Annotated in this window: 18 protein-coding genes; 3 read left to right on the top strand and 15 right to left on the bottom strand. The window is 69.6% G+C overall.

The window, feature by feature from the left end; all coding sequences use genetic code 11:
• Nucleotides 1-255: 255 nt before the first annotated feature.
• On the bottom strand, nucleotides 256-798 hold the full coding sequence (locus DT019_RS19715; protein ID WP_114038183.1) for a hypothetical protein: 543 nt from the start codon (nucleotides 796-798) through the stop codon (nucleotides 256-258).
• Nucleotides 799-948: 150 nt separating this feature from the next.
• On the opposite strand from DT019_RS19715, the gene DT019_RS19710 reads away from it, so the two are divergent.
• The 3 genes from DT019_RS19710 (at nucleotide 949) to DT019_RS19700 (ending at nucleotide 4,797) form a co-directional block, all read left to right on the top strand.
• Nucleotides 949-2,142: a sensor histidine kinase gene (locus tag DT019_RS19710; protein ID WP_114038182.1), complete on the top strand. Its 1,194-nt coding sequence runs from the start codon at nucleotides 949-951 to the stop codon at nucleotides 2,140-2,142.
• Nucleotides 2,139-2,786: a response regulator gene (locus tag DT019_RS19705; RefSeq protein WP_114038181.1), complete on the top strand. Its 648-nt coding sequence runs from the start codon at nucleotides 2,139-2,141 to the stop codon at nucleotides 2,784-2,786. Before DT019_RS19710 ends, DT019_RS19705 begins: the two co-directional genes overlap by 4 nt.
• A 160-nt stretch (nucleotides 2,787-2,946) precedes the next feature.
• Nucleotides 2,947-4,797 carry a glycoside hydrolase family 18 chitinase gene (locus DT019_RS19700; protein WP_114038180.1) on the top strand — a complete coding sequence of 617 codons (1,851 nt, stop codon included), beginning with the start codon at nucleotides 2,947-2,949 and terminating at the stop codon, nucleotides 4,795-4,797.
• A 297-nt stretch (nucleotides 4,798-5,094) separates the two neighbouring features.
• Here DT019_RS19700 and DT019_RS19695 read toward each other — a convergent pair whose 3' ends face one another.
• From DT019_RS19695 to DT019_RS19630, 14 genes are all read right to left on the bottom strand, one after another.
• Nucleotides 5,095-5,541 carry a DUF2550 domain-containing protein gene (locus DT019_RS19695; protein ID WP_114038179.1) on the bottom strand — a complete coding sequence of 149 codons (447 nt, stop codon included), beginning with the start codon at nucleotides 5,539-5,541 and terminating at the stop codon, nucleotides 5,095-5,097.
• A gap of 126 nt (nucleotides 5,542-5,667) precedes the next feature.
• Nucleotides 5,668-6,042, bottom strand: a complete 375-nt coding sequence (locus DT019_RS19690) for a F0F1 ATP synthase subunit epsilon (protein WP_114038178.1) — start codon at nucleotides 6,040-6,042, stop codon at nucleotides 5,668-5,670.
• Between the two features lie 121 nt (nucleotides 6,043-6,163).
• The gene (gene atpD / locus DT019_RS19685; protein ID WP_114038177.1) at nucleotides 6,164-7,606 is read right to left on the bottom strand and encodes a F0F1 ATP synthase subunit beta; all 1,443 of its coding nucleotides are present in this window, start codon (nucleotides 7,604-7,606) and stop codon (nucleotides 6,164-6,166) included.
• Entirely contained in the window at nucleotides 7,606-8,523 is a 918-nt protein-coding gene (locus DT019_RS19680) for a F0F1 ATP synthase subunit gamma (RefSeq protein ID WP_114038176.1), read from the bottom strand. The genes atpD and DT019_RS19680 overlap by 1 nt, the downstream gene beginning before the upstream one ends.
• 23 nt (nucleotides 8,524-8,546) lie before the next feature.
• Nucleotides 8,547-10,139: a F0F1 ATP synthase subunit alpha gene (atpA, locus tag DT019_RS19675; protein WP_114038175.1), complete on the bottom strand. Its 1,593-nt coding sequence runs from the start codon at nucleotides 10,137-10,139 to the stop codon at nucleotides 8,547-8,549.
• 139 nt (nucleotides 10,140-10,278) lie between these two features.
• Complete coding sequence (locus DT019_RS19670) at nucleotides 10,279-11,094, bottom strand: F0F1 ATP synthase subunit delta (protein ID WP_114038174.1); 816 nt, start codon at nucleotides 11,092-11,094, stop codon at nucleotides 10,279-10,281.
• Nucleotides 11,091-11,627, bottom strand: a complete 537-nt coding sequence (locus DT019_RS19665; protein WP_063802014.1) for a F0F1 ATP synthase subunit B — start codon at nucleotides 11,625-11,627, stop codon at nucleotides 11,091-11,093. The genes DT019_RS19670 and DT019_RS19665 overlap by 4 nt, the downstream gene beginning before the upstream one ends.
• 51 nt (nucleotides 11,628-11,678) lie before the next feature.
• The gene (gene atpE / locus DT019_RS19660) at nucleotides 11,679-11,912 is read right to left on the bottom strand and encodes an ATP synthase F0 subunit C (RefSeq protein ID WP_053726990.1); all 234 of its coding nucleotides are present in this window, start codon (nucleotides 11,910-11,912) and stop codon (nucleotides 11,679-11,681) included.
• Between the two features lie 77 nt (nucleotides 11,913-11,989).
• Nucleotides 11,990-12,814, bottom strand: a complete 825-nt coding sequence (atpB, locus tag DT019_RS19655) for a F0F1 ATP synthase subunit A (RefSeq protein ID WP_114038173.1) — start codon at nucleotides 12,812-12,814, stop codon at nucleotides 11,990-11,992.
• Between the two features lie 225 nt (nucleotides 12,815-13,039).
• A complete protein-coding gene (locus tag DT019_RS19650) occupies nucleotides 13,040-13,477 on the bottom strand; it encodes a hypothetical protein (RefSeq protein WP_114038172.1) in 438 nt (145 codons plus the stop codon).
• A gap of 264 nt (nucleotides 13,478-13,741) precedes the next feature.
• Nucleotides 13,742-15,073, bottom strand: a complete 1,332-nt coding sequence (locus tag DT019_RS19645; RefSeq protein ID WP_223279664.1) for an MraY family glycosyltransferase — start codon at nucleotides 15,071-15,073, stop codon at nucleotides 13,742-13,744.
• A gap of 182 nt (nucleotides 15,074-15,255) precedes the next feature.
• Nucleotides 15,256-16,494 (bottom strand): serine hydroxymethyltransferase, encoded by a 1,239-nt coding sequence (gene glyA, locus DT019_RS19640; protein WP_114038170.1) that lies wholly within the window; start codon nucleotides 16,492-16,494, stop codon nucleotides 15,256-15,258.
• A 68-nt stretch (nucleotides 16,495-16,562) separates the two neighbouring features.
• Nucleotides 16,563-17,213 (bottom strand): protein-tyrosine-phosphatase, encoded by a 651-nt coding sequence (locus DT019_RS19635; RefSeq protein WP_114038169.1) that lies wholly within the window; start codon nucleotides 17,211-17,213, stop codon nucleotides 16,563-16,565.
• Complete coding sequence (locus DT019_RS19630; protein WP_114038168.1) at nucleotides 17,210-17,857, bottom strand: L-threonylcarbamoyladenylate synthase; 648 nt, start codon at nucleotides 17,855-17,857, stop codon at nucleotides 17,210-17,212. Before DT019_RS19630 ends, DT019_RS19635 begins: the two co-directional genes overlap by 4 nt.
• Nucleotides 17,858-17,898: the final 41 nt, after the last annotated feature.

Here is a 17,898-nt window from a genome sequence, read left to right as displayed (position 1 = left end):
TCGGGGGGGCTGGGGCGGAGCCCCAGGGCGCCTGCGGACCGTGCGTGGCTGATCGCGCAGTTCCCCGCGCCCCTGGCGGTACTGGTGCGGCCCAGTGCTGGCACCCTCAGCCCGTCCGGCGATTGAGGACGAGCGCCGTTCAGGCGCGACACGGGGTCTGGGGCGGAGCCCCAGGAGCGGCTGCGGACCGTGCGGGGTTGCTCGCGCGGTTCCCCGCGCCCCTGGCAGGGTCGGTGCCGGCCAGCATGGGCATCTTCAGCCTGTCCGGCTGCGCTTCTTCGGGAACAGCGTGTAGCTCAGCGCGATGATCACATTGATGCCGATCACCCACACCATCCGCTGCTGCCACATCCGCAGCGACCCGGTCCCGCCGTCCCCGCCGACGTACCAGATCGCGGCCTGGAGCAGGGCGATCGCGAGCACCGCCGCGACGGTGAAGCGGCCCGCCATCCTCCACTCGTACGCGGTCCTCGCACCGCCCTCCTTCGGCGCCCCGGCGGGCTTCGGGCCGCCCGCGAAGCGGTAGGCGACCCAGGCGTCGGCGCGGGTCACCAGGTAGTGGCCCATCCCGGCCGAGAAGCCGAGGTAGACGGCGGCCAGGCCGTGCTTCCAGTCCGGCTGGGCGCCGTTCTTCAGATCGACGACGGTCACCACGAGCAGCACCACCTCCAGGAGCGGCTCGCACAGCAGCACCGCCACGCTCGTCCGGCGCATCCCGGCGAGATAGCGCAGGGCGAGACCCGCGGCCAGCACGACCCAGAACCCGACTTCACAGGCGATGATCAGCGTGACGATCACGGTGGTCTCCTCTCCGACTTCTCAAGGCTCGCCCGCGCCCGGCGCCCCTTCGTCGTCGCCGGTGACGAATCGGGACTGCATCCTTCGATGTAGTGCCACCTCGGCCCGGGCGGGGAGGACCGCGCCGCGACGGGCGTGTTGGATGGGGGCGTGACCCTGTTCTGCCGACCGCACCGCGACGACGTCCTGATCGCCGTCGCCGGGCTGCTCGGCGGCCTCGTCCTGTGGGCCGTCGGGCTGCACACCCAGGGCGACCGCCCACTGTGCGACACCTGGGTGCTGGTGCCGCTGGTCTTGATGGCGGGCCTCGAACCGCTGCGCCGCACCGCCCCGCAGACCGCGCTGGTCGCGGGGACCTGCGTGCTGCTGATGGACCAGTTCACGCCGGGCAGCCTGGCGACCGTCGTGATGTTCACCGACCTCGTGTACGCGGCCGTCCTGTACGGCTCGCCGGCCGCCGCGCGCCGCATCCCGGTCACCACCGGACTGATCACGGTCGGCGCGACCATCGGGTTCTACGCCTGGTTCCAGCAGCCGGAGGCGCTGCTCATCGGCGTGGTGACCGGGCTGATCTCGTTCGCGCCCGCGACCACCGGCGCCCTGGTGCGCAACCATCGCGACGCCGCCGAGAGCGCCCGGCTGCGGGCCGAACAGACCGCGCTGCTCGCCGAGATGGACCGCAACCAGGCCGTCGTCGCCGAGCGCGCCCGGATGGCCCGCGAACTGCACGACATGGTCGCCAACCACCTCTCGGCGATCGCGATCCACTCCACGGCGGCGCTCTCGCTCGACGATCCCGCCACCACGCGCCAGGCGCTCTCGGTGATCCGCGAGAACAGCGTGGACGGGCTCGCCGAGATGCGCCGGCTCATCGGGCTGCTCCGCGACACCGGCGGACGCGACGAACCCGCCGCCGCGCCCACCCTGGCCGGACTCGACGCGCTCGTCGCCCAGGCCCGCACCAACGGGGCCGACAGCGGACTCGGCTTCGTGCTGGACGACCGCCGCGCCGAGGAGGGTCCGCTGCCCGCGCCGGTGGAGCTCGCCGCGTACCGGATCGTCCAGGAGTCCCTCACCAACGCCCTCAAACACGCGGCGCCGGGCACCGTCGAGGTGGCGCTCGCCCGCGTGGACGGGCTGCTCACGGTGTGCGTCACCAGCCCCTACGGTGAGCGGCCCGGGCCGCGCGCGCCGGGCTCCGGGGCCGGGCTCGTGGGGATGCGCGAGCGGACCGAACTGCTCGACGGGACCTTCACCGCGGGCCCCCGAACGGCGCCGGACGGCACCAGCGTCTGGCAGGTGCGGGCCCAACTGCCCGCAGAGGAAAGGATGTTGAGCACATGACGATCCGGGTGCTGGTCGCGGAGGACCAGTCGGCGGTGCGGGCCGGCCTGGTCCTGATCCTCTCCAGCGCCCCGGACATCGAGGTGGTGGGCGAGGCCGCGGACGGCGAGCAGGCGGTCGCGATGGCCCGGGAGCTGCGCCCCGACCTGGTCCTGATGGACGTCCAGATGCCCAGGCTGGACGGTGTCGCGGCGACCGCCGTGGTGACCGGCGAGCGGCTCGCCGACGTGCTGGTCCTGACCACCTTCGACCTGGACGAGTACGTCTTCGGGGCGCTGCGCGCGGGCGCGGCGGGCTTCCTGCTGAAGAACGCGGACGCCAAGGACCTCATCGAGGCGGTGCGGACGGTCGCGCGGGGCGAGGGCCTGATCGCCCCGGCCGTCACCCGCCGCCTGATCGCCGAGTTCGCCTCGGCCCCGGTCCCCGTCGCCCCCCGGCGCCCGGCGGCGCTCGACACCTTGACCCGGCGCGAGGGCGAGGTGCTGTCCTGCCTCGGCCGGGGCCTGTCCAACGCGGAGATCGCGCTGCGCCTCGACATGGCGGAAGCCACCGTGAAGACCCACGTCAGCCGGTTGCTGGGAAAGCTGGAGCTGCGCAGCCGGGCCCAAGCGGCCGTGCTGGCGCAGGAGTTGGGGCTCCAGTAAACCCCGTCGGCGGAGGTCTGGACCTCTTGACGGTTGGTCCAGACCTTTCTACGCTCACCGCACACTGCTGGTGGGCGCGCCATCCCTGAGGCACCCAGGCGCACCCACCGGACGGAGCAGGGTCCCACCCCCACCACCGTCGCACCACTCGGGAGCAGCCTTGAGAACCGCACGTCATCTCCGTACGCGCTTCAGATCAAGAGCCGCAGCGGCCCTGACCGCACTCGCCCTCCCCCTGGCCGCACTCGTGGGTCTGGCCTCCCCCGCCGCAGCCGCCACCTCCGCGACCGCCACCTACGCCAAGTCCTCGGACTGGGGCACGGGATTCGGGGCCGGCTGGACCATCAAGAACACCGGCACCACCACGCTGAGTTCCTGGACCGTGGAGTGGGACTACCCCTCCGGTACGTCCGTGACCTCGGCCTGGGACGCGGACGTCACCAACTCCGGAACCCACTGGACCGCCAAGAACAAGTCGTACAACGGCACCCTCGCACCCGGCGCCAGCATGAGCTTCGGCTTCAACGGCGCGGGGTCGGGCTCGCCCTCGGGCTGCAAGCTCAACGGCGGCTCCTGTGACGGCGGTTCGACGCCGGGCGACAACCCGCCGTCCGCCCCCGGCACTCCGACCGCGAGCAACGTCACCGACACCGGGGTGACGCTGTCCTGGTCGGCCGCGACCGACGACAAGGGCGTCAAGAACTACGACGTCTACCGGGGCTCGGCGAAGATCGCCACGGTCACCGGCACGACGTACACCGACTCCGGTCTGACGGCCGGGACCACCTACACCTACAGCGTGACCGCGCGCGACACCGCCGACCAGACGGGCCCCTCGTCCGGCTCGGTCACCGTCACCACCACCGGCGGGGGCGGCCCCGGTCCCGGCCCCGGCGGCGACAAGGTGCGGCTCGGCTACTTCACCGACTGGGGCATCTACCAGCGCAACTACCAGGTGAAGAACGTCGTGACCTCCGGATCGGCGAGCAAGCTGACCCACATCAACTACGCGTTCGGCAACGTCACCAACGGCCAGTGCGCCATCGGTGACGCCTACGCCGACTACCAGAAGACGTACGACGCGTCCTCCAGCGTCGACGGCACCGCCGACACCTGGGACCAGCCGGTCGCGGGCAACATCAACCAGCTGCGCGAGCTCAAGAAGAAGTACCCCGCCATCAAGATCCTCTGGTCCTTCGGCGGCTGGACCTGGTCCGGCGGCTTCGGCGCGGCGGCGGCGAACCCCGCGGCCTTCGCCGACTCCTGCTACTCGCTGGTCAAGGACCCGCGCTGGGCCGATGTCTTCGACGGCATCGACATCGACTGGGAGTACCCCAACGCCTGCGGGCTCTCCTGCGACACCAGCGGGCCCGCGGCCCTCAAGAACCTGCTGGCCGCGCTGCGTTCGAAGTTCGGCGGCTCGGCGCTGGTCACGGCCGCCGTGACGGCCGACGGCTCGGCGGGCGGCAAGATGGACGCGGCCGACTACGGGGGCGCGGCGCAGTACGTCGACTGGTACAACGTGATGACGTACGACTTCTTCGGCGCCTGGGCGGCGCAGGGCCCCACGGCCCCGCACTCCCCGCTCACCTCCTACAACGGCATCCCCATCGCGGGCTTCAACACGGACGCGGCGATCCAGAAGTACCTCGGCAAGGGCGTCCCGGCGAGCAAGCTCAACCTGGGCATCGGCTTCTACGGCCGCGGCTGGACGGGCGTCACCCAGGACGCGCCCGGCGGCACGGCGACGGGGCCCGCGCCCGGCACCTACGAGCAGGGCATCGAGGACTACAAGGTCCTCAAGTCCAGCTGCCCCGTGACCGGCACGATCGCGGGCACGGCGTACGCCCACTGCGGCTCCAACTGGTGGAGCTACGACACGCCGTCGACGATCACCGGCAAGATGACGTACGTGAAGAACCAGGGGCTTCGGGGTGCGTTCTTCTGGGAGTTCAGCGGTGACACGTCCAACGGGGAGCTGATCTCGGCGATGGCCGGCGGCCTGAGCTGACCCCGTCCCCCCGGGGAGCGGGCCCGTCCCCCGCCCCCGGGGCCTCCCGGCCCCACCGTTGGCCGCGGACCGTACGTGGCTCGTCGCGCAGTTCCCCGCGCCCCTTGACCCTCTTGATCCTGCGGACCGTGCATGGCTGATCGCGCAGTTCCCCGCGCCCCTTAAATGCTCGGTGCTGGCTGGCATAGGCATCTTCAGCGCGTCATGGGGGTCCCCCTGGCCCTTAAGGCCTTGGGGGAGATTGAGGACGAGCGCCCTTGAGGCGCGAAACGGGGTCTGGGGCGGAGCCCCAGGGGCCTAAGCCACGTTGACGCGCTGGCCCGGCGGGGCGGCCTCGAGCCACGCCAGGAAGCCCGTGAGCGCGTCCTCGCTCATCGCCAGCTCAAGCCGCGTACCCCGATGCGTACACCCCAGAATGATCGCGTCGGAGAGGAGCGCGAGTTCCTCCTCGCCCTCGGGGAGGCGACGGGACACCACGTCGATGGCGGACCGCTCAAGCACCCGCCGCGGCCGAGGCGCGTACGAGAAGACGCGGAACCACTCGATCCGGTCGCCGTTGTAGCGGGCCACCCCGTACACCCAGCCCTTGCCGCTGGTGTCCGGCGTCTCCGGAAGGCCCCAGCGCAGACTGCAGTCGAAGGTCCCGCCCGAGCGCTGGATCAGCCGCCGGCGCAGACCGAAGACGAAGAGTCCCACCAGTACCAGCGCGACGACCAGACCACACACAAGCAGAGCGAGAGTCATCTACACCGACCTCCTCGCTCAACCAGTAATCCAGCAACGGAAAAATCTGCCTGCATCGCCTCAGCCGCGACCGGCTCCGGGAAATTCCGGACCGAGCCGCGGCTGAGGGAAAACTCCGGCGGGGTGCTAGCGCACCGCCACCGCACGCAGTCGTACATCGGCGCGCCGCTCGGCGGCGGCGTCCGACGCGGACTTCGCGCTCTCCAGCGCACGCTCGGCACGCTGGACATCGATCTCGTCCGCCAGCTCGGCGATCTCCGCCAGCAGCGACAGCTTGTTGTCGGCGAAGGAGATGAATCCACCGTGCACCGCCGCGACGACGGTGCCGCCCTCGCTCGTACGGATCATCACCGGGCCCGACTCCAGCACACCAAGGAGCGGCTGGTGACCGGGCATGACGCCGATGTCGCCGGACGTGGTGCGCGCGACGACCAGGGTGGCCTCGCCGGACCAGACACTGCGGTCCGCGGCGACGAGCTCGACGTGCAGCTCAGTAGCCATGGTTGGCTCCTCGGGTCACCACCCGGCGGTTCGGCCGGGTGTTGGGACAATTCTAGTCAGTTCTCAAGAGGCGATACGCGGAGGGGCGGGACGCACCCACCCCTCCGCGCGGTCGGGCACGTCAGGAGACGCCCAGCTCCTTGGCGTTGGCCTTGAGGTCCTCGAGGCCACCGCACATGAAGAACGCCTGCTCGGGGAAGTGGTCGTACTCGCCGTCGCAGATCTGGTTGAACGCCGTGATCGACTCGTCCAGCGGAACGTCCGAACCGTCGACGCCGGTGAACTGCTTGGCGACGTGCGTGTTCTGCGACAGGAAGCGCTCCACGCGGCGGGCGCGGTGCACGACCAACTTGTCCTCTTCGCCGAGCTCGTCGATGCCGAGGATGGCGATGATGTCCTGGAGGTCCTTGTACTTCTGCAGGATCGTCTTGACGCGCATGGCGGCGTCGTAGTGCTCCTGCGCGATGTAGCGCGGGTCCAGGATCCGGGACGTGGAGTCCAGTGGGTCCACGGCCGGGTAGATGCCCTTCTCGGAGATCGGACGGGAGAGAACCGTCGTTGCGTCGAGGTGGGCGAAGGTGGTGGCCGGGGCCGGGTCGGTCAGGTCGTCCGCGGGGACGTAGATCGCCTGCATCGAGGTGATCGAGTGACCACGGGTCGAGGTGATGCGCTCCTGGAGGAGACCCATCTCGTCGGCCAGGTTCGGCTGGTAGCCCACCGCGGAGGGCATGCGGCCGAGCAGGGTCGACACCTCGGAACCCGCCTGGGTGTACCGGAAGATGTTGTCGATGAAGAAGAGGACGTCCTGCTTCTGGACGTCACGGAAGTACTCCGCCATCGTCAGACCGGCCAGGGCGACCCGAAGACGCGTGCCCGGCGGCTCGTCCATCTGACCGAAGACCAGGGCGGTCTTGTCGATGACGCCCGAGTCCTGCATCTCCTCGATGAGGTCGTTGCCCTCACGGGTGCGCTCACCGACACCGGCGAACACCGACACACCGTCGTGGTTGTTGGCCACGCGGTAGATCATTTCCTGAATGAGGACGGTCTTGCCGACACCGGCACCACCGAACAGGCCGATCTTTCCACCCTTGACGTACGGGGTGAGAAGGTCGATGACCTTGACGCCGGTCTCGAACATCTCGGTCTTGGACTCGAGCTGGTCGAAGTTCGGGGCCTTGCGGTGGATCGCCCAGCGCTCGCCGATGTTGGCGTTCTCCTCGGGCTTGTTCAGCACCTCGCCGAGGGTGTTGAACACCTTGCCCTTGGTGAAGTCGCCGACCGGCACCGTGATGCCGTCGCCCGTGTCGGTCACCGGGGCCTGGCGGACCAGACCGTCGGTGGGCTGCATCGAGATCGCGCGGACGATGCCGTCACCCAGGTGCTGGGCGACTTCGAGCGTCAGCGTCTTGAGCTTGCCGTCCTCGGCCGGGTCGGCCACCTGGACGTGCAGCGCGTTGTAGATGTCCGGCATCGCGTCGACGGGGAACTCCACGTCGACGACCGGGCCGATGACCCGGGCGACGCGGCCCGTGGCAACGGCCGTCTCAACAGTGGTCGTCATTACTTGTCACTCCCCGCGGTCGCGTCGGCCAGCGCACTGGAGCCACCGACGATCTCGCTGATTTCCTGGGTGATTTCGGCCTGGCGGGCCGCGTTGGCAAGCCGGGAGAGGCTCTTGATGAGCTCTCCGGCGTTGTCGGTCGCCGACTTCATCGCGCGGCGGCGGGCGGCGTGCTCGGAAGCAGCCGACTGAAGCAGCGCGTTGTAGATGCGGCTTTCGACGTAGCGCGGCAGCAGGGCGTCGAGGACGTCCTCCGCCGACGGCTCGAAGTCGAAGAGCGGAAGGATCTGGTCCTTCGCGCCCGTCTCTTCCTGAGCCTTCTCGAGCGACAGCGGCAGCATCCGGTCGTCGACCGGCGTCTGCGTCATCATCGACACGAACTCCGTGAAGACGATGTGCAGTTCGTCCGCACCGCCCTCGGCCGTCTCCGTCTGGATGGCCTCGATCAGCGGCGCGGCCACCCGCTTGGCATCCGCGTACGTGGGGCTGTCGGTGAAGCCCGTCCACGAATCCGAGACCTTGCGCTCACGGAATCCGTAGTAGGCGACACCCTTGCGGCCGACGATGTACGTGTCGACCTCCTTGCCCTCGCCGCGCAGCCGCTCCGAGAGCCTCTCCGCGGCCTTGATGGCGTTGGAGGAGTAGCCGCCGGCCAGACCGCGGTCGCTCGTGATGAGCAGGACCGCGGCGCGGGTCGGGGCCTCGGCCTCGGTGGTGAGCGGGTGCTTGGTGGTGGAGCCGGTCGCCACCGCGGTCACCGCACGGGTGAGCTCGGTCGCGTACGGCGTGGAGGCCGCCACCTGGCGCTGCGCCTTGACGATGCGCGAGGCGGCGATCATCTCCATCGCCTTGGTGATCTTCTTGGTCGCGGTGACGGATCGGATGCGACGCTTGTAGACCCGGAGCTGCGCTCCCATGAGTCAGGTCCCTTCCGTCGTCGTCACTTGCTGGTGCTGACCGGCGCGTCGTCGCCCAGGAGCTTGCCGTCCGAGGTCTCGAACTGCCGCTTGAAGTTGGCGATGGCGTCGGCCACGGACTGCAGGGTGTCGTCCGACATCTTCGCGCCCTCGGCGATCGAGGTGAGGAGCTCCTTGCGCTCGCGGCGCAGGTACTCCAGCAGCTCGGCCTCGAAGCGGCGGATGTCCTCGACCGGGACGTCGTCCATCTTGCCGGTGGTGCCGGCCCAGATGGAGACGACCTGCTCCTCGACCGGGAACGGCGAGTACTGCGGCTGCTTCAGCAGCTCGACCATGCGCTTGCCGCGCTCGAGGGAAGCCTTGGAAGCGGCGTCCAGGTCGGAACCGAAGGCGGCGAACGCCTCCAGCTCGCGGTACTGGGCGAGGTCGACACGCAGTCGGCCGGACACCTGGCGCATGGCCTTGTGCTGCGCGGAACCACCGACTCGGGAGACGGAGATACCGACGTTCAGCGCGGGGCGCTGACCGGCGTTGAACAGGTCCGACTCCAGGAAGCACTGGCCGTCGGTGATGGAGATGACGTTGGTCGGGATGAACGCCGACACGTCGTTCGCCTTGGTCTCGACGATCGGCAGACCCGTCATCGAACCGGCGCCCATGTCGTCCGACAGCTTCGCGCAGCGCTCGAGCAGACGCGAGTGCAGGTAGAAGACGTCGCCCGGGTAGGCCTCGCGGCCCGGCGGACGGCGCAGCAGCAGCGACACGGCGCGGTAGGCGTCGGCCTGCTTCGACAGGTCGTCGAAGATGATGAGGACGTGCTTGCCGTCGTACATCCAGTGCTGGCCGATGGCCGAACCGGTGTACGGGGCGAGGTACTTGAAGCCGGCCGGGTCGGACGCGGGCGCGGCGACGATCGTCGTGTACTCCAGCGCGCCGGCCTCTTCCAGGGCGCCACGCACGGAGGCGATGGTCGAGCCCTTCTGGCCGATGGCGACGTAGATGCAGCGGACCTGCTTCTTCGGGTCGCCCGAGCGCCAGTTGTCGCGCTGGTTGATGATCGTGTCGACGGCCAGAGCGGTCTTGCCGGTCTGACGGTCACCAATGATCAGCTGACGCTGGCCACGGCCGATCGGCACCATCGCGTCGACGGCCTTGTAACCGGTCGCCATCGGCTCGTGCACCGACTTACGGACCATGACGCCCGGAGCCTGCAGCTCCAGGGCGCGGCGGCCGTCGGTCTCGATCTCGCCGAGGCCGTCGATCGGGTTGCCGAGCGGGTCGACGACGCGGCCGAGGTAGCCCTCGCCGACGCCGACCGAGAGCACCTCACCGGTGCGCTGCACCGGCTGGCCCTCTTCGATTCCGCTGAACTCGCCGAGGACGATCGCACCGATCTCGCGCTCCTCGAGGTTGAGGGCGAGACCAAGGGTTCCGTCCTCGAACCGCAGCAGCTCGTTCGCCATGGCCGAGGGAAGACCCTCGACCTTCGCGATGCCGTCGCCGGCAACGCTGACCGTACCGACCTCCTCGCGCGAGGCCGCGTCCGGCTGGTACGACTGGACAAAGGTCTCCAGCGCGTCCCGGATCTCCTCCGGCCGGATCGTGAGCTCCGCCATCTGGGTTCCCTGCTCTCCTTGTTGGGCCCGAAGTTTCTAAGGGGGTCTGGGGGCCGACCCCCAGGAATCTTCTGCAATTTCTGCACGGCCCAACCGGGCCGCTGGTGTTGCTAATTCAGTTGGTGTGCCGACCGCTCGGTCAGCGCGCCAGCCGCCGGTTCGCCTCTTCGAGACGGTCCGCGATGGTGCCTTCGATGACCTCGTCGCCGACGCGCACCGAGATCCCGCCGAGGACCTCGGGGTCCACGTCGAGGTTCAGGTGCATCTGACGGCCGTAGATCTTCGCCAGGGCCGCACCGAGGCGCGACTTCTGGAGGTCGGTCAGCGGGACCGCCGAGGTGACGACGGCGACCATCCGGTCCCGGCGGTGCGCGGCCAGCTTGGAGAGGGACTCGAGTCCCGCTTCCAGGCTACGTCCACGCGGCCGGGTCACAAGACGGCCGACCAGACGCTCGGTGACCGGGTTCGCCCTGCCGCCGAGCAGGCTGCGCAGCAGCTCGACCTTGGCCGCGACCGTGGCGGTGCGGCTGGTGAGCGCGGCGCGCAGCTCGGTGCTGGAGGTGACGATGCGGCCGAACCGGAACAGCTCGTCCTCGACGTCGTCCAGCGCGCCCGACTGCTGCGCGGCGGTGAGGTCGGCGGTGCTCGCCAGTTCCTCGAGCGAGTCCACCAGGTCACGCGACTGCGACCAGCGGGAGCGGACCATGCCGCCCACCAGGTCGGCGGTCTCGCCGCCCACCTGGCCGCCGAACAGACGCGCGGCCAGCTCGGCCCTGGCCTCGCCGGCCTGCGCCGGGTCGGTCAGGACCCGACGCAGCGAGACCTCGCGGTCGAGCAGCGTGGTGACGGCGGCCAGCTCGTCGCCGAGCTTCGCCGCGTCGACGGACGTGTTGTCCATCAGCGCGTCGAGACGCTCACGTGCGGCGGCCAGTGCCTCGCGGCTCGCGCCGTTCATCGGACGGCCTCGGCCTTCTCCTCGAGCTCGCCGAGGAAACGGTCGATGGTGCGGCTCTGGCGGGCGTGGTCCTCGAGGGACTCGCCGACCAGCTTGCCGGCCAGGTCGGTCGCCAGCTTGCCCACGTCCTGACGGAGCGAGTGCGCGGCGGCCTTGCGGTCGGCCTCGATCTGGGCGTGGCCGGCAGCGATGATCTCCTCACGCTGCCGCTGGCCTTCCGCCCTCATCTCCTGGATGAGCGCGGTGCCCTGCTCGGTCGCCTCCTGGCGCAGGCGGGCAGCCTCGTGGCGGGCCTCGGCGAGCTGCGCCTTGTACTGCTCAAGGACGCTCTGGGCCTCGGTCTGAGCGGCCTCGGCCTTCTCCATCCCGCCTTCGATGGCCTCGCGACGCTCGTCCAGAACCTTGTTGATGTTCGGGAGGAGCTTCTTGGCGAGGAAGCCGAAGACGATGACGAAGGCGATGAGGCCGATGACGAGCTCAGGCCACGGCGGAACGAGGGGGTTTTCCTTGCCCTCGGCCGCCAGCTGAACCATGGTGAGGTTCACATCAGTGCCTTTCGTCGGTCGGTCTTGTCGTGGTTCGTCTTAGTAGACGAACGGCATGACGAGGCCGATCAGGGCCAGCGCCTCACAGAACGCGAAACCGAGGATCTGGTTGGCGCGGATCAGGCCGGCCGCTTCGGGCTGACGGGCGAGAGCCTGCGTGCCGTTACCGAAGATGATGCCGACGCCGACGCCGGGGCCGATCGCGGCGAGGCCGTAACCGATGGAGCTGAGCGAGCCGGTGACGCCATCGGAGGCAGCGAGGATCTGGGACATGCCAGTTCTTCCTTCTCTTTCACGGACCGGTGGGGGTTGGCCACCGGACGACTGGGGGTATGGAGGGTGCGGGGCGGTCAGTGGTGCTCGGCGACGGCGCCCTGGATGAAGCTGCACGCCAGGAGCACGAACACGTATGCCTGCACGGCCTGGATGAAGAGTTCGAAGCCGGTCATCACGATGACCATCACGAACGAGACGCCGGAGTACGCGATGCCGATGCCGTTGAGCATGTACCAGCTGGCGATCGTGAACAGGAGCAGCAGGGTGTGACCGGCGAACATGTTCGCGAAGAGTCGCACCGCGTGCGTGAAGGGGCGGACCAGCACGTTCGAGAAGAACTCGATGACCATGACCATCGGCAGAACCGCGCCGAGCGACTTGTCATAGCCGGTGAGGTTCTTGAAGCCACCGACGAAGCCGTGCCGCTTGAAGGTGAGGCTCATCCAGACGACGTAGACGATCCCTGCGAGGACCGCGGGGTACGCGATGATCGACGTCACCGGGAACTGGGCGACGGGGATGATGGACCAGAGGTTCATCATCCAGACGAAGAAGAACAGCGAGACCATGAGGGGAACCCACTTCTCGCCCTCCTTCTTGCCGATCGTCTCGTAGACGATGCCGCGGCGCACGAAGTCGTAGCCGGCCTCGGCGACCATCTGGAACTTGCCGGGGACTACCTTCGGCTTGCGGAAGGCGGCCCAGAAGAAGCCGACGATGACGACCGAGCCCAGCAGGGCCAGCAGCATCGGCTTGTTGAAGTACAGGCCGTTGGTGTCGCCCCAGAGCGGCTCGAAGAGGAACGAGTGCAGGCCGGGACCCTCGAAGCCACAGCCGTTCGACTGGAAGATGTGGCAGCTCGGATCGAAGGCGAGCACCTGCGTCGGGTCAGCACTCACCGCGGGCTCCTTCAGCGTGGCGCATAGGTACGGCAACCTCGTTGTGTCGGCGCGGCGCGCAGCCGCGGTTCGGCACTGGACTGGTGTTACGGATGATGGGGCGGCGGTCGGGCATCAAGCCTCGCGATCGAGCAGGCGTCAGCTCAGATGCCCGCGCCCGCAGTGCCGCAGTTGGCACCGGACGATAGCAGGGTCCTGAACTCGCGTTTATTCCGGCCCTACCGTTCACGACGACGGCCCCGTCTTTTCGGGCTTGTTGCCCTCAGCGGTATCCGGTTCGACGTAAAGGATCTTCGCCTTCATGTGCGCACGCGCCTGCGCGCCGATCCACACGAGGGTCAGCGCGACGAGGGTCGCGGCGAAGCACTTGGGGTTGAACAGCGTCGTGTTCTTGAAGACCGCGACGAAGATGAACAGCAGGAGCAACTGCGCCGTGTACAGCATCAGCCCCATGGCCTGGAACAGATGCGGAAGCGATTTGGCAGTGCGTTCCAGGACGACGAGTCCGATGCCCATGAAGAGGACCACGACCAGCGTCGCGACGATGGCGCCCACCGCTCCCTTGCCGCCCGCGACCACACCGCTGACCACGGCGGCAACAGCGCCCGCGGCAGCGGTGGGTAGGGCGGTCTGGAGAAGAGTGCGTGCGTCGTTGGACGGCATGGCGGCAGCTCCGCTTGCTGGTGGGGGCAAAGTGGTGTCGTCATGGACGAGCGTAAGCCCGGGCCGAGTTGGTCCCTCGGGCCAACGGACCGTCGCACTACGGTCCTTCGGCTCTGGCGCCGGGTCTCGTGAACCGTATCACAAACTATTTGATGAGGTCTTTACCATGGAAGTGTGCTGCCCATCACACTTGAGAGTGGTCCTGCGCGTTTGTGCGCAACGGGCGGCGAGATGTCTGGTATTGGGCGTCGGCGCGGCAATTCGTCAGCGTGACGCACCGGTCTTCCGCCGGTCGGGGAAACGCGAACGGGGGCCGATCGCGGTCGCCCCGTTGACGCCGGAGACCCCGGCGGCCACAGGAGTGCGCTCGCCGCGCACCCCGTCCTCCTCGGCCGGCGCGAGCGAGTGCACGGCCTCCGGCTCGCCCCGTGCGTGCCGGTAGCGCGGCGGCACGAACCGCTCGGCCCACTGCGGGGTGCGCGGCGCGAACCGCGGCAGCAGCAGCAGGACGAGCCCGACCGCGCTGAGCGCGACGATCATCAGCACGATCCACATCGACGCCGAGTGCACCGAGTAGGCGACCGCGCCGAAGGCGATGAGCGCCGACCAGAAGTACATGATCAGCACCGCCCGGCTGTGCGAGTGCCCGATCTCCAGGAGCCGGTGGTGCAGGTGGCCCCGGTCCGCGGCGAACGGCGACTGCCCGTTCCAGGTCCTGCGGACGATGGCGAGCACCAGGTCGGCCATCGGGATCGCGATGATCGACAGCGGCATGAGCAGCGGGATGAAGACCGGCAGCATCGCGTGGGTGGCATCGCGGGTGCCGCCGAAGTTGAGCTTCATCGCGTCGGGGTCCACCTGGCCCGTGATGGAGATGGCGCCGGCCGCGAGCACCAGGCCGATCAGCATCGAGCCCGAGTCGCCCATGAAGATCCGGGCCGGGTGCATGTTGTGCGGCAGGAAGCCCACGCACATGCCCATGAGGATGGCGGCGAACAGGGTGGCGGGGGCCGCCGCCTCGATCCCGTAGCCGTACCAGAGCCGGTAGGCGTACATGAAGAACGCCGCCGAGGCGATGCACACCATGCCGGCGGCCAGGCCGTCGAGGCCGTCCACGAAGTTCACCGCGTTGATGGTGATCACGACGAGCGCGACCGTGAGCAGGGTGCCCTGCCAGGAGGTCAGCGAGACCGAGCCGATGCCGGGGATGGGCAGCCACAGGATCGTCAGACCCTGCATGACCATCACGCCCGCGGCGATCATCTGGCCGCCGAGCTTGACCAGCGCGTCGATCTCGAACTTGTCGTCCAGGACGCCGATAAGCCAGATCAGCGCGGCGCCGGAGAGCAGGGCGCGCGGTTCGTTGGACTGGCTGAAGACGGCGTTGAGGCCGTCGAGGTGGTCGGCGACGAGCAGGCCCGCGCACAGGCCGCCGAACATGGCGATGCCACCGAGCCTCGGCGTCGGTTCCCGGTGCACGTCACGCGCGCGGATCTCCGGCATCGCACCGACGGCGATGGCGAACTTCCGCACCGGCCCGGTGAGCAGATAGGTCACCGCGGCCGTGACGCAGAGCGTCAGCAGGTATTCACGCACGGGCTGCCCCAGAGGTATCGCTGGCCATCTCAGCCCCACACCCTAGCTTCGCGCGCATGTGGTTGAGGACATCCGGATCCGGCAGATGGTTGCAGACACCTCCGTGAAGCGGGGATAAGCCCCGCTTTCTTCCGGTATGCGAACCCTGTGAGAAGGCCCCGGACCACCGGATCAGGACCCTCTTACGGAGGGGGAAACCTTTCCGCCAGTTCCCGTACCCCCGCACGCGCCTTGGGATCCTCTCGCATCGCCATCGCGAACAGCACCGCGATTCTGGCCATTTCCGCCTCTCCCATCCCCTGGGTGGTGACGGCGGCGGTGCCGAGCCGGATGCCGCGGGCGTCCACGTGCGGCAGGGCGCAGCTGTCCAGGACGAGCCCGGCGCCCGCCAGCCGTCCGCGCGCGGTACGGCCGTCGACGCCGAACGGCGCCGGGTCGGCGAGCACCAGATGGGTGTCGGTGCCTCCGGTGACCACCCCGAACCCCTCGGCCAGCAGCCCCTCGGCGAGGATGCGCGCGTTGGCGACCACCTGATGGGCGTACGCCGTGAAGCCCGGAGTGGACGCCTCGCCGAAGGCGACGGCCTTGGCGGCGATCGTGTGCATCTGGGCGCCGCCCTGCGTGAAGGGGAAGACCGCGCGGTCGATGCGGGCGGCCAGCTCGCCGCCGCACAGGATCAGCCCGCCGCGCGGCCCGCGCAGCACCTTGTGGGTGGTGGCGCACACGACGTCGGCGTACGGCACCGGGCTCGGCGCCGCTCCCCCGGCGATCAGGCCCATGGGGTGGGCGGCGTCCGCGATGAGGTAGGCGCCCACGTCGTCGGCGATCTCGCGGAAGGCCCGGTAGTCCGGATGGCGCGGATAGGCGATCGATCCGCACACGATCGCCTTGGGCCGGTGCTCCACCGCCAGGTCCCAGACCTCGCCGTAGTCGATGAGCCCGGTGCCCGGCTCGACGCCGTACCCGACGAAGTCGAACCACCGCCCCGAGAAGTTGGCGGGCGAGCCGTGCGTGAGGTGTCCGCCGAACGGGAGCCCCATCGCCAGAACGGTGTCTCCCGGCTTCAGGAGCGCCGCGTAGGCCGCCAGGATCGCCGAAGTACCCGAATGCGTCTGTACGTTGGCGTGGGCGGCCCCGAAGAGGGCCTTGGCGCGGTCGACGGCGATGCGCTCGGCCACGTCGACGACCTCGCAGCCACCGTGGTGGCGGGCGCCCGGGTATCCCTCGGCGTACTTGTTGCCCAGCTGGGAGCCCAGGGCCGCGCGCACGGCGGGCGAGGTGAAGTTCTCGGCGGCGATCAACTGCAGCGAGGAGGCCTGGCGCTCGGCCTCGCCGAGCAGCACGCCGGCCATTTCGGGGTCCTGCCGCCTGACGGCGTCGAGCCCCGCGAGTTCGGTGCCAACTGCGGAGGTGACGGACATGCACCCAGCGTAGGTCCCGGCCGCCCCGCGCGCCCGGCGTGCCGGGGGCCGGGCAGCGGCGGGGTGCTTCAGTGGTGGGTGGGTACACCGGTCAGGGCGGTGACGACCGGGTCCAGGGCCTGGTTGATCTCGTCGCCGATGGAGCGGAAGAACGTGATCGGGGCGCCGTAGGGGTCGTTGACCTCGTCGGCCTCGGCGCTCGGGGCGAGCAGCCAGCCGCGCAGCGCGGCCGCGGCCCGTACCAGGGCCCTCGCCCGCTCCACCATGCCCTCCTGGAGCGGATCGGGCAGCGTGGCGGGGTCTATGGCCCGTACGAGGCGGGTGAACTCCTTCAGGGTGAAGGTGCGCAGACCCGCCGAGTGGCCCATCGAGATGACCTGGGCGCGGTGGTCGCGGGTGGCGGTCAGCACCAGGTCGGCGGTGATGACGTGCTCGTCGAGCAGCTCGCGCCCGGTGAAGCCGGTGGCGTCCGCGCCGAAGTCGGCCAGGACGGCGGCGGCGTTGGCCTCCATCGGGGCGCCCTCGTGCCCCCAGGTACCCGCGCTCTCCACGATGAGGCCGCCCGTGAACGGGTCCCCGAGCCGGTCGCTCAGGGCATGGCGGGTCAGCCGCTCGGTGATCGGCGAGCGGCAGACGTTGCCGGTGCTGACGTGGAGGATGCGGAACGAGTTCACCGCGGGGTGAACCGTGCCTATGCCACGCCCCTCAGGGGCGGTCAATTGGCCACCTCGAGGTCGGGTACCACCTTGCGCAGCTCGTCCGCGTCGAGGGCGCCCGCGCGCAGCAGCACCGGGACCTTTCCGGTGACGTCGACGATCGACGACGGAACGATGCCCGGGGTGGGGCCGCCGTCCAGGTACACCGAGACGGAGTCGCCCAGCATGCCCTGCGCGGCGTCGCAGTCCTCGGGCGAGGGGTGGCCGGTGAGGTTGGCGGAGGACACGGCCATCGGGCCGACCTCGGTGAGCAGCTCGATGGCGACCGGGTGCAGCGGCATCCGGATCGCGACGGTGCCCCGGGTGTCGCCGAGGTCCCACTGGAGCGACGGCTGGTGGCGCGCGACCAGGGTGAGGGCGCCCGGCCAGAACGCGTCGACGAGCTCCCAGGCCTGCTCGGTGAAGTCGGTGACCAGGCCGTGCAGGGTGTTCGGCGAGCCGATGAGCACGGGGGTGGGCATGTTGCGGCCGCGGCCCTTGGCGTCGAGCAGATCGGTGACGGCCTGCGAGCTGAACGCGTCCGCGCCGATGCCGTACACGGTGTCCGTGGGCAGCACGACGAGTTCGCCGCGGCGTACGGCGGAGGCGGCTTCGCGCAGACCGGTCGCGCGGTCGGTAGCGTCGTTGCAGTCGTATCGCCGAGCCATCAGCGGGCCTCCTCGTACACGTACACGGTCTGGATGATGCG

Source organism: Streptomyces sp. SDr-06 (genome assembly GCF_003324565.1).
GTDB lineage: Bacteria > Actinomycetota > Actinomycetes > Streptomycetales > Streptomycetaceae > Streptomyces.
The sequence above is the reverse complement of the archived record's forward strand: the minus strand, read 5'-3'. Positions and strand labels throughout refer to the sequence as shown.

Coding starts and splice junctions, on each gene's coding strand:
- DT019_RS19705 (WP_114038181.1), top strand. CDS start 2,139: ATGACGATCCGGGTGCTGGTCGCGGAGGACCAGTCGGCGGTGCGGGCC.
- DT019_RS19695 (WP_114038179.1), bottom strand. CDS start 5,541: ATGACTCTCGCTCTGCTTGTGTGTGGTCTGGTCGTCGCGCTGGTACTG.
- DT019_RS19690 (WP_114038178.1), bottom strand. CDS start 6,042: ATGGCTACTGAGCTGCACGTCGAGCTCGTCGCCGCGGACCGCAGTGTC.
- atpD (WP_114038177.1), bottom strand. CDS start 7,606: ATGACGACCACTGTTGAGACGGCCGTTGCCACGGGCCGCGTCGCCCGG.
- DT019_RS19680 (WP_114038176.1), bottom strand. CDS start 8,523: ATGGGAGCGCAGCTCCGGGTCTACAAGCGTCGCATCCGATCCGTCACC.
- atpA (WP_114038175.1), bottom strand. CDS start 10,139: ATGGCGGAGCTCACGATCCGGCCGGAGGAGATCCGGGACGCGCTGGAG.
- DT019_RS19670 (WP_114038174.1), bottom strand. CDS start 11,094: ATGAACGGCGCGAGCCGCGAGGCACTGGCCGCCGCACGTGAGCGTCTC.
- DT019_RS19665 (WP_063802014.1), bottom strand. CDS start 11,627: ATGGTTCAGCTGGCGGCCGAGGGCAAGGAAAACCCCCTCGTTCCGCCG.
- atpE (WP_053726990.1), bottom strand. CDS start 11,912: ATGTCCCAGATCCTCGCTGCCTCCGATGGCGTCACCGGCTCGCTCAGC.
- DT019_RS19650 (WP_114038172.1), bottom strand. CDS start 13,477: ATGCCGTCCAACGACGCACGCACTCTTCTCCAGACCGCCCTACCCACC.
- glyA (WP_114038170.1), bottom strand. CDS start 16,494: ATGTCCGTCACCTCCGCAGTTGGCACCGAACTCGCGGGGCTCGACGCC.
- DT019_RS19630 (WP_114038168.1), bottom strand. CDS start 17,857: ATGGCTCGGCGATACGACTGCAACGACGCTACCGACCGCGCGACCGGT.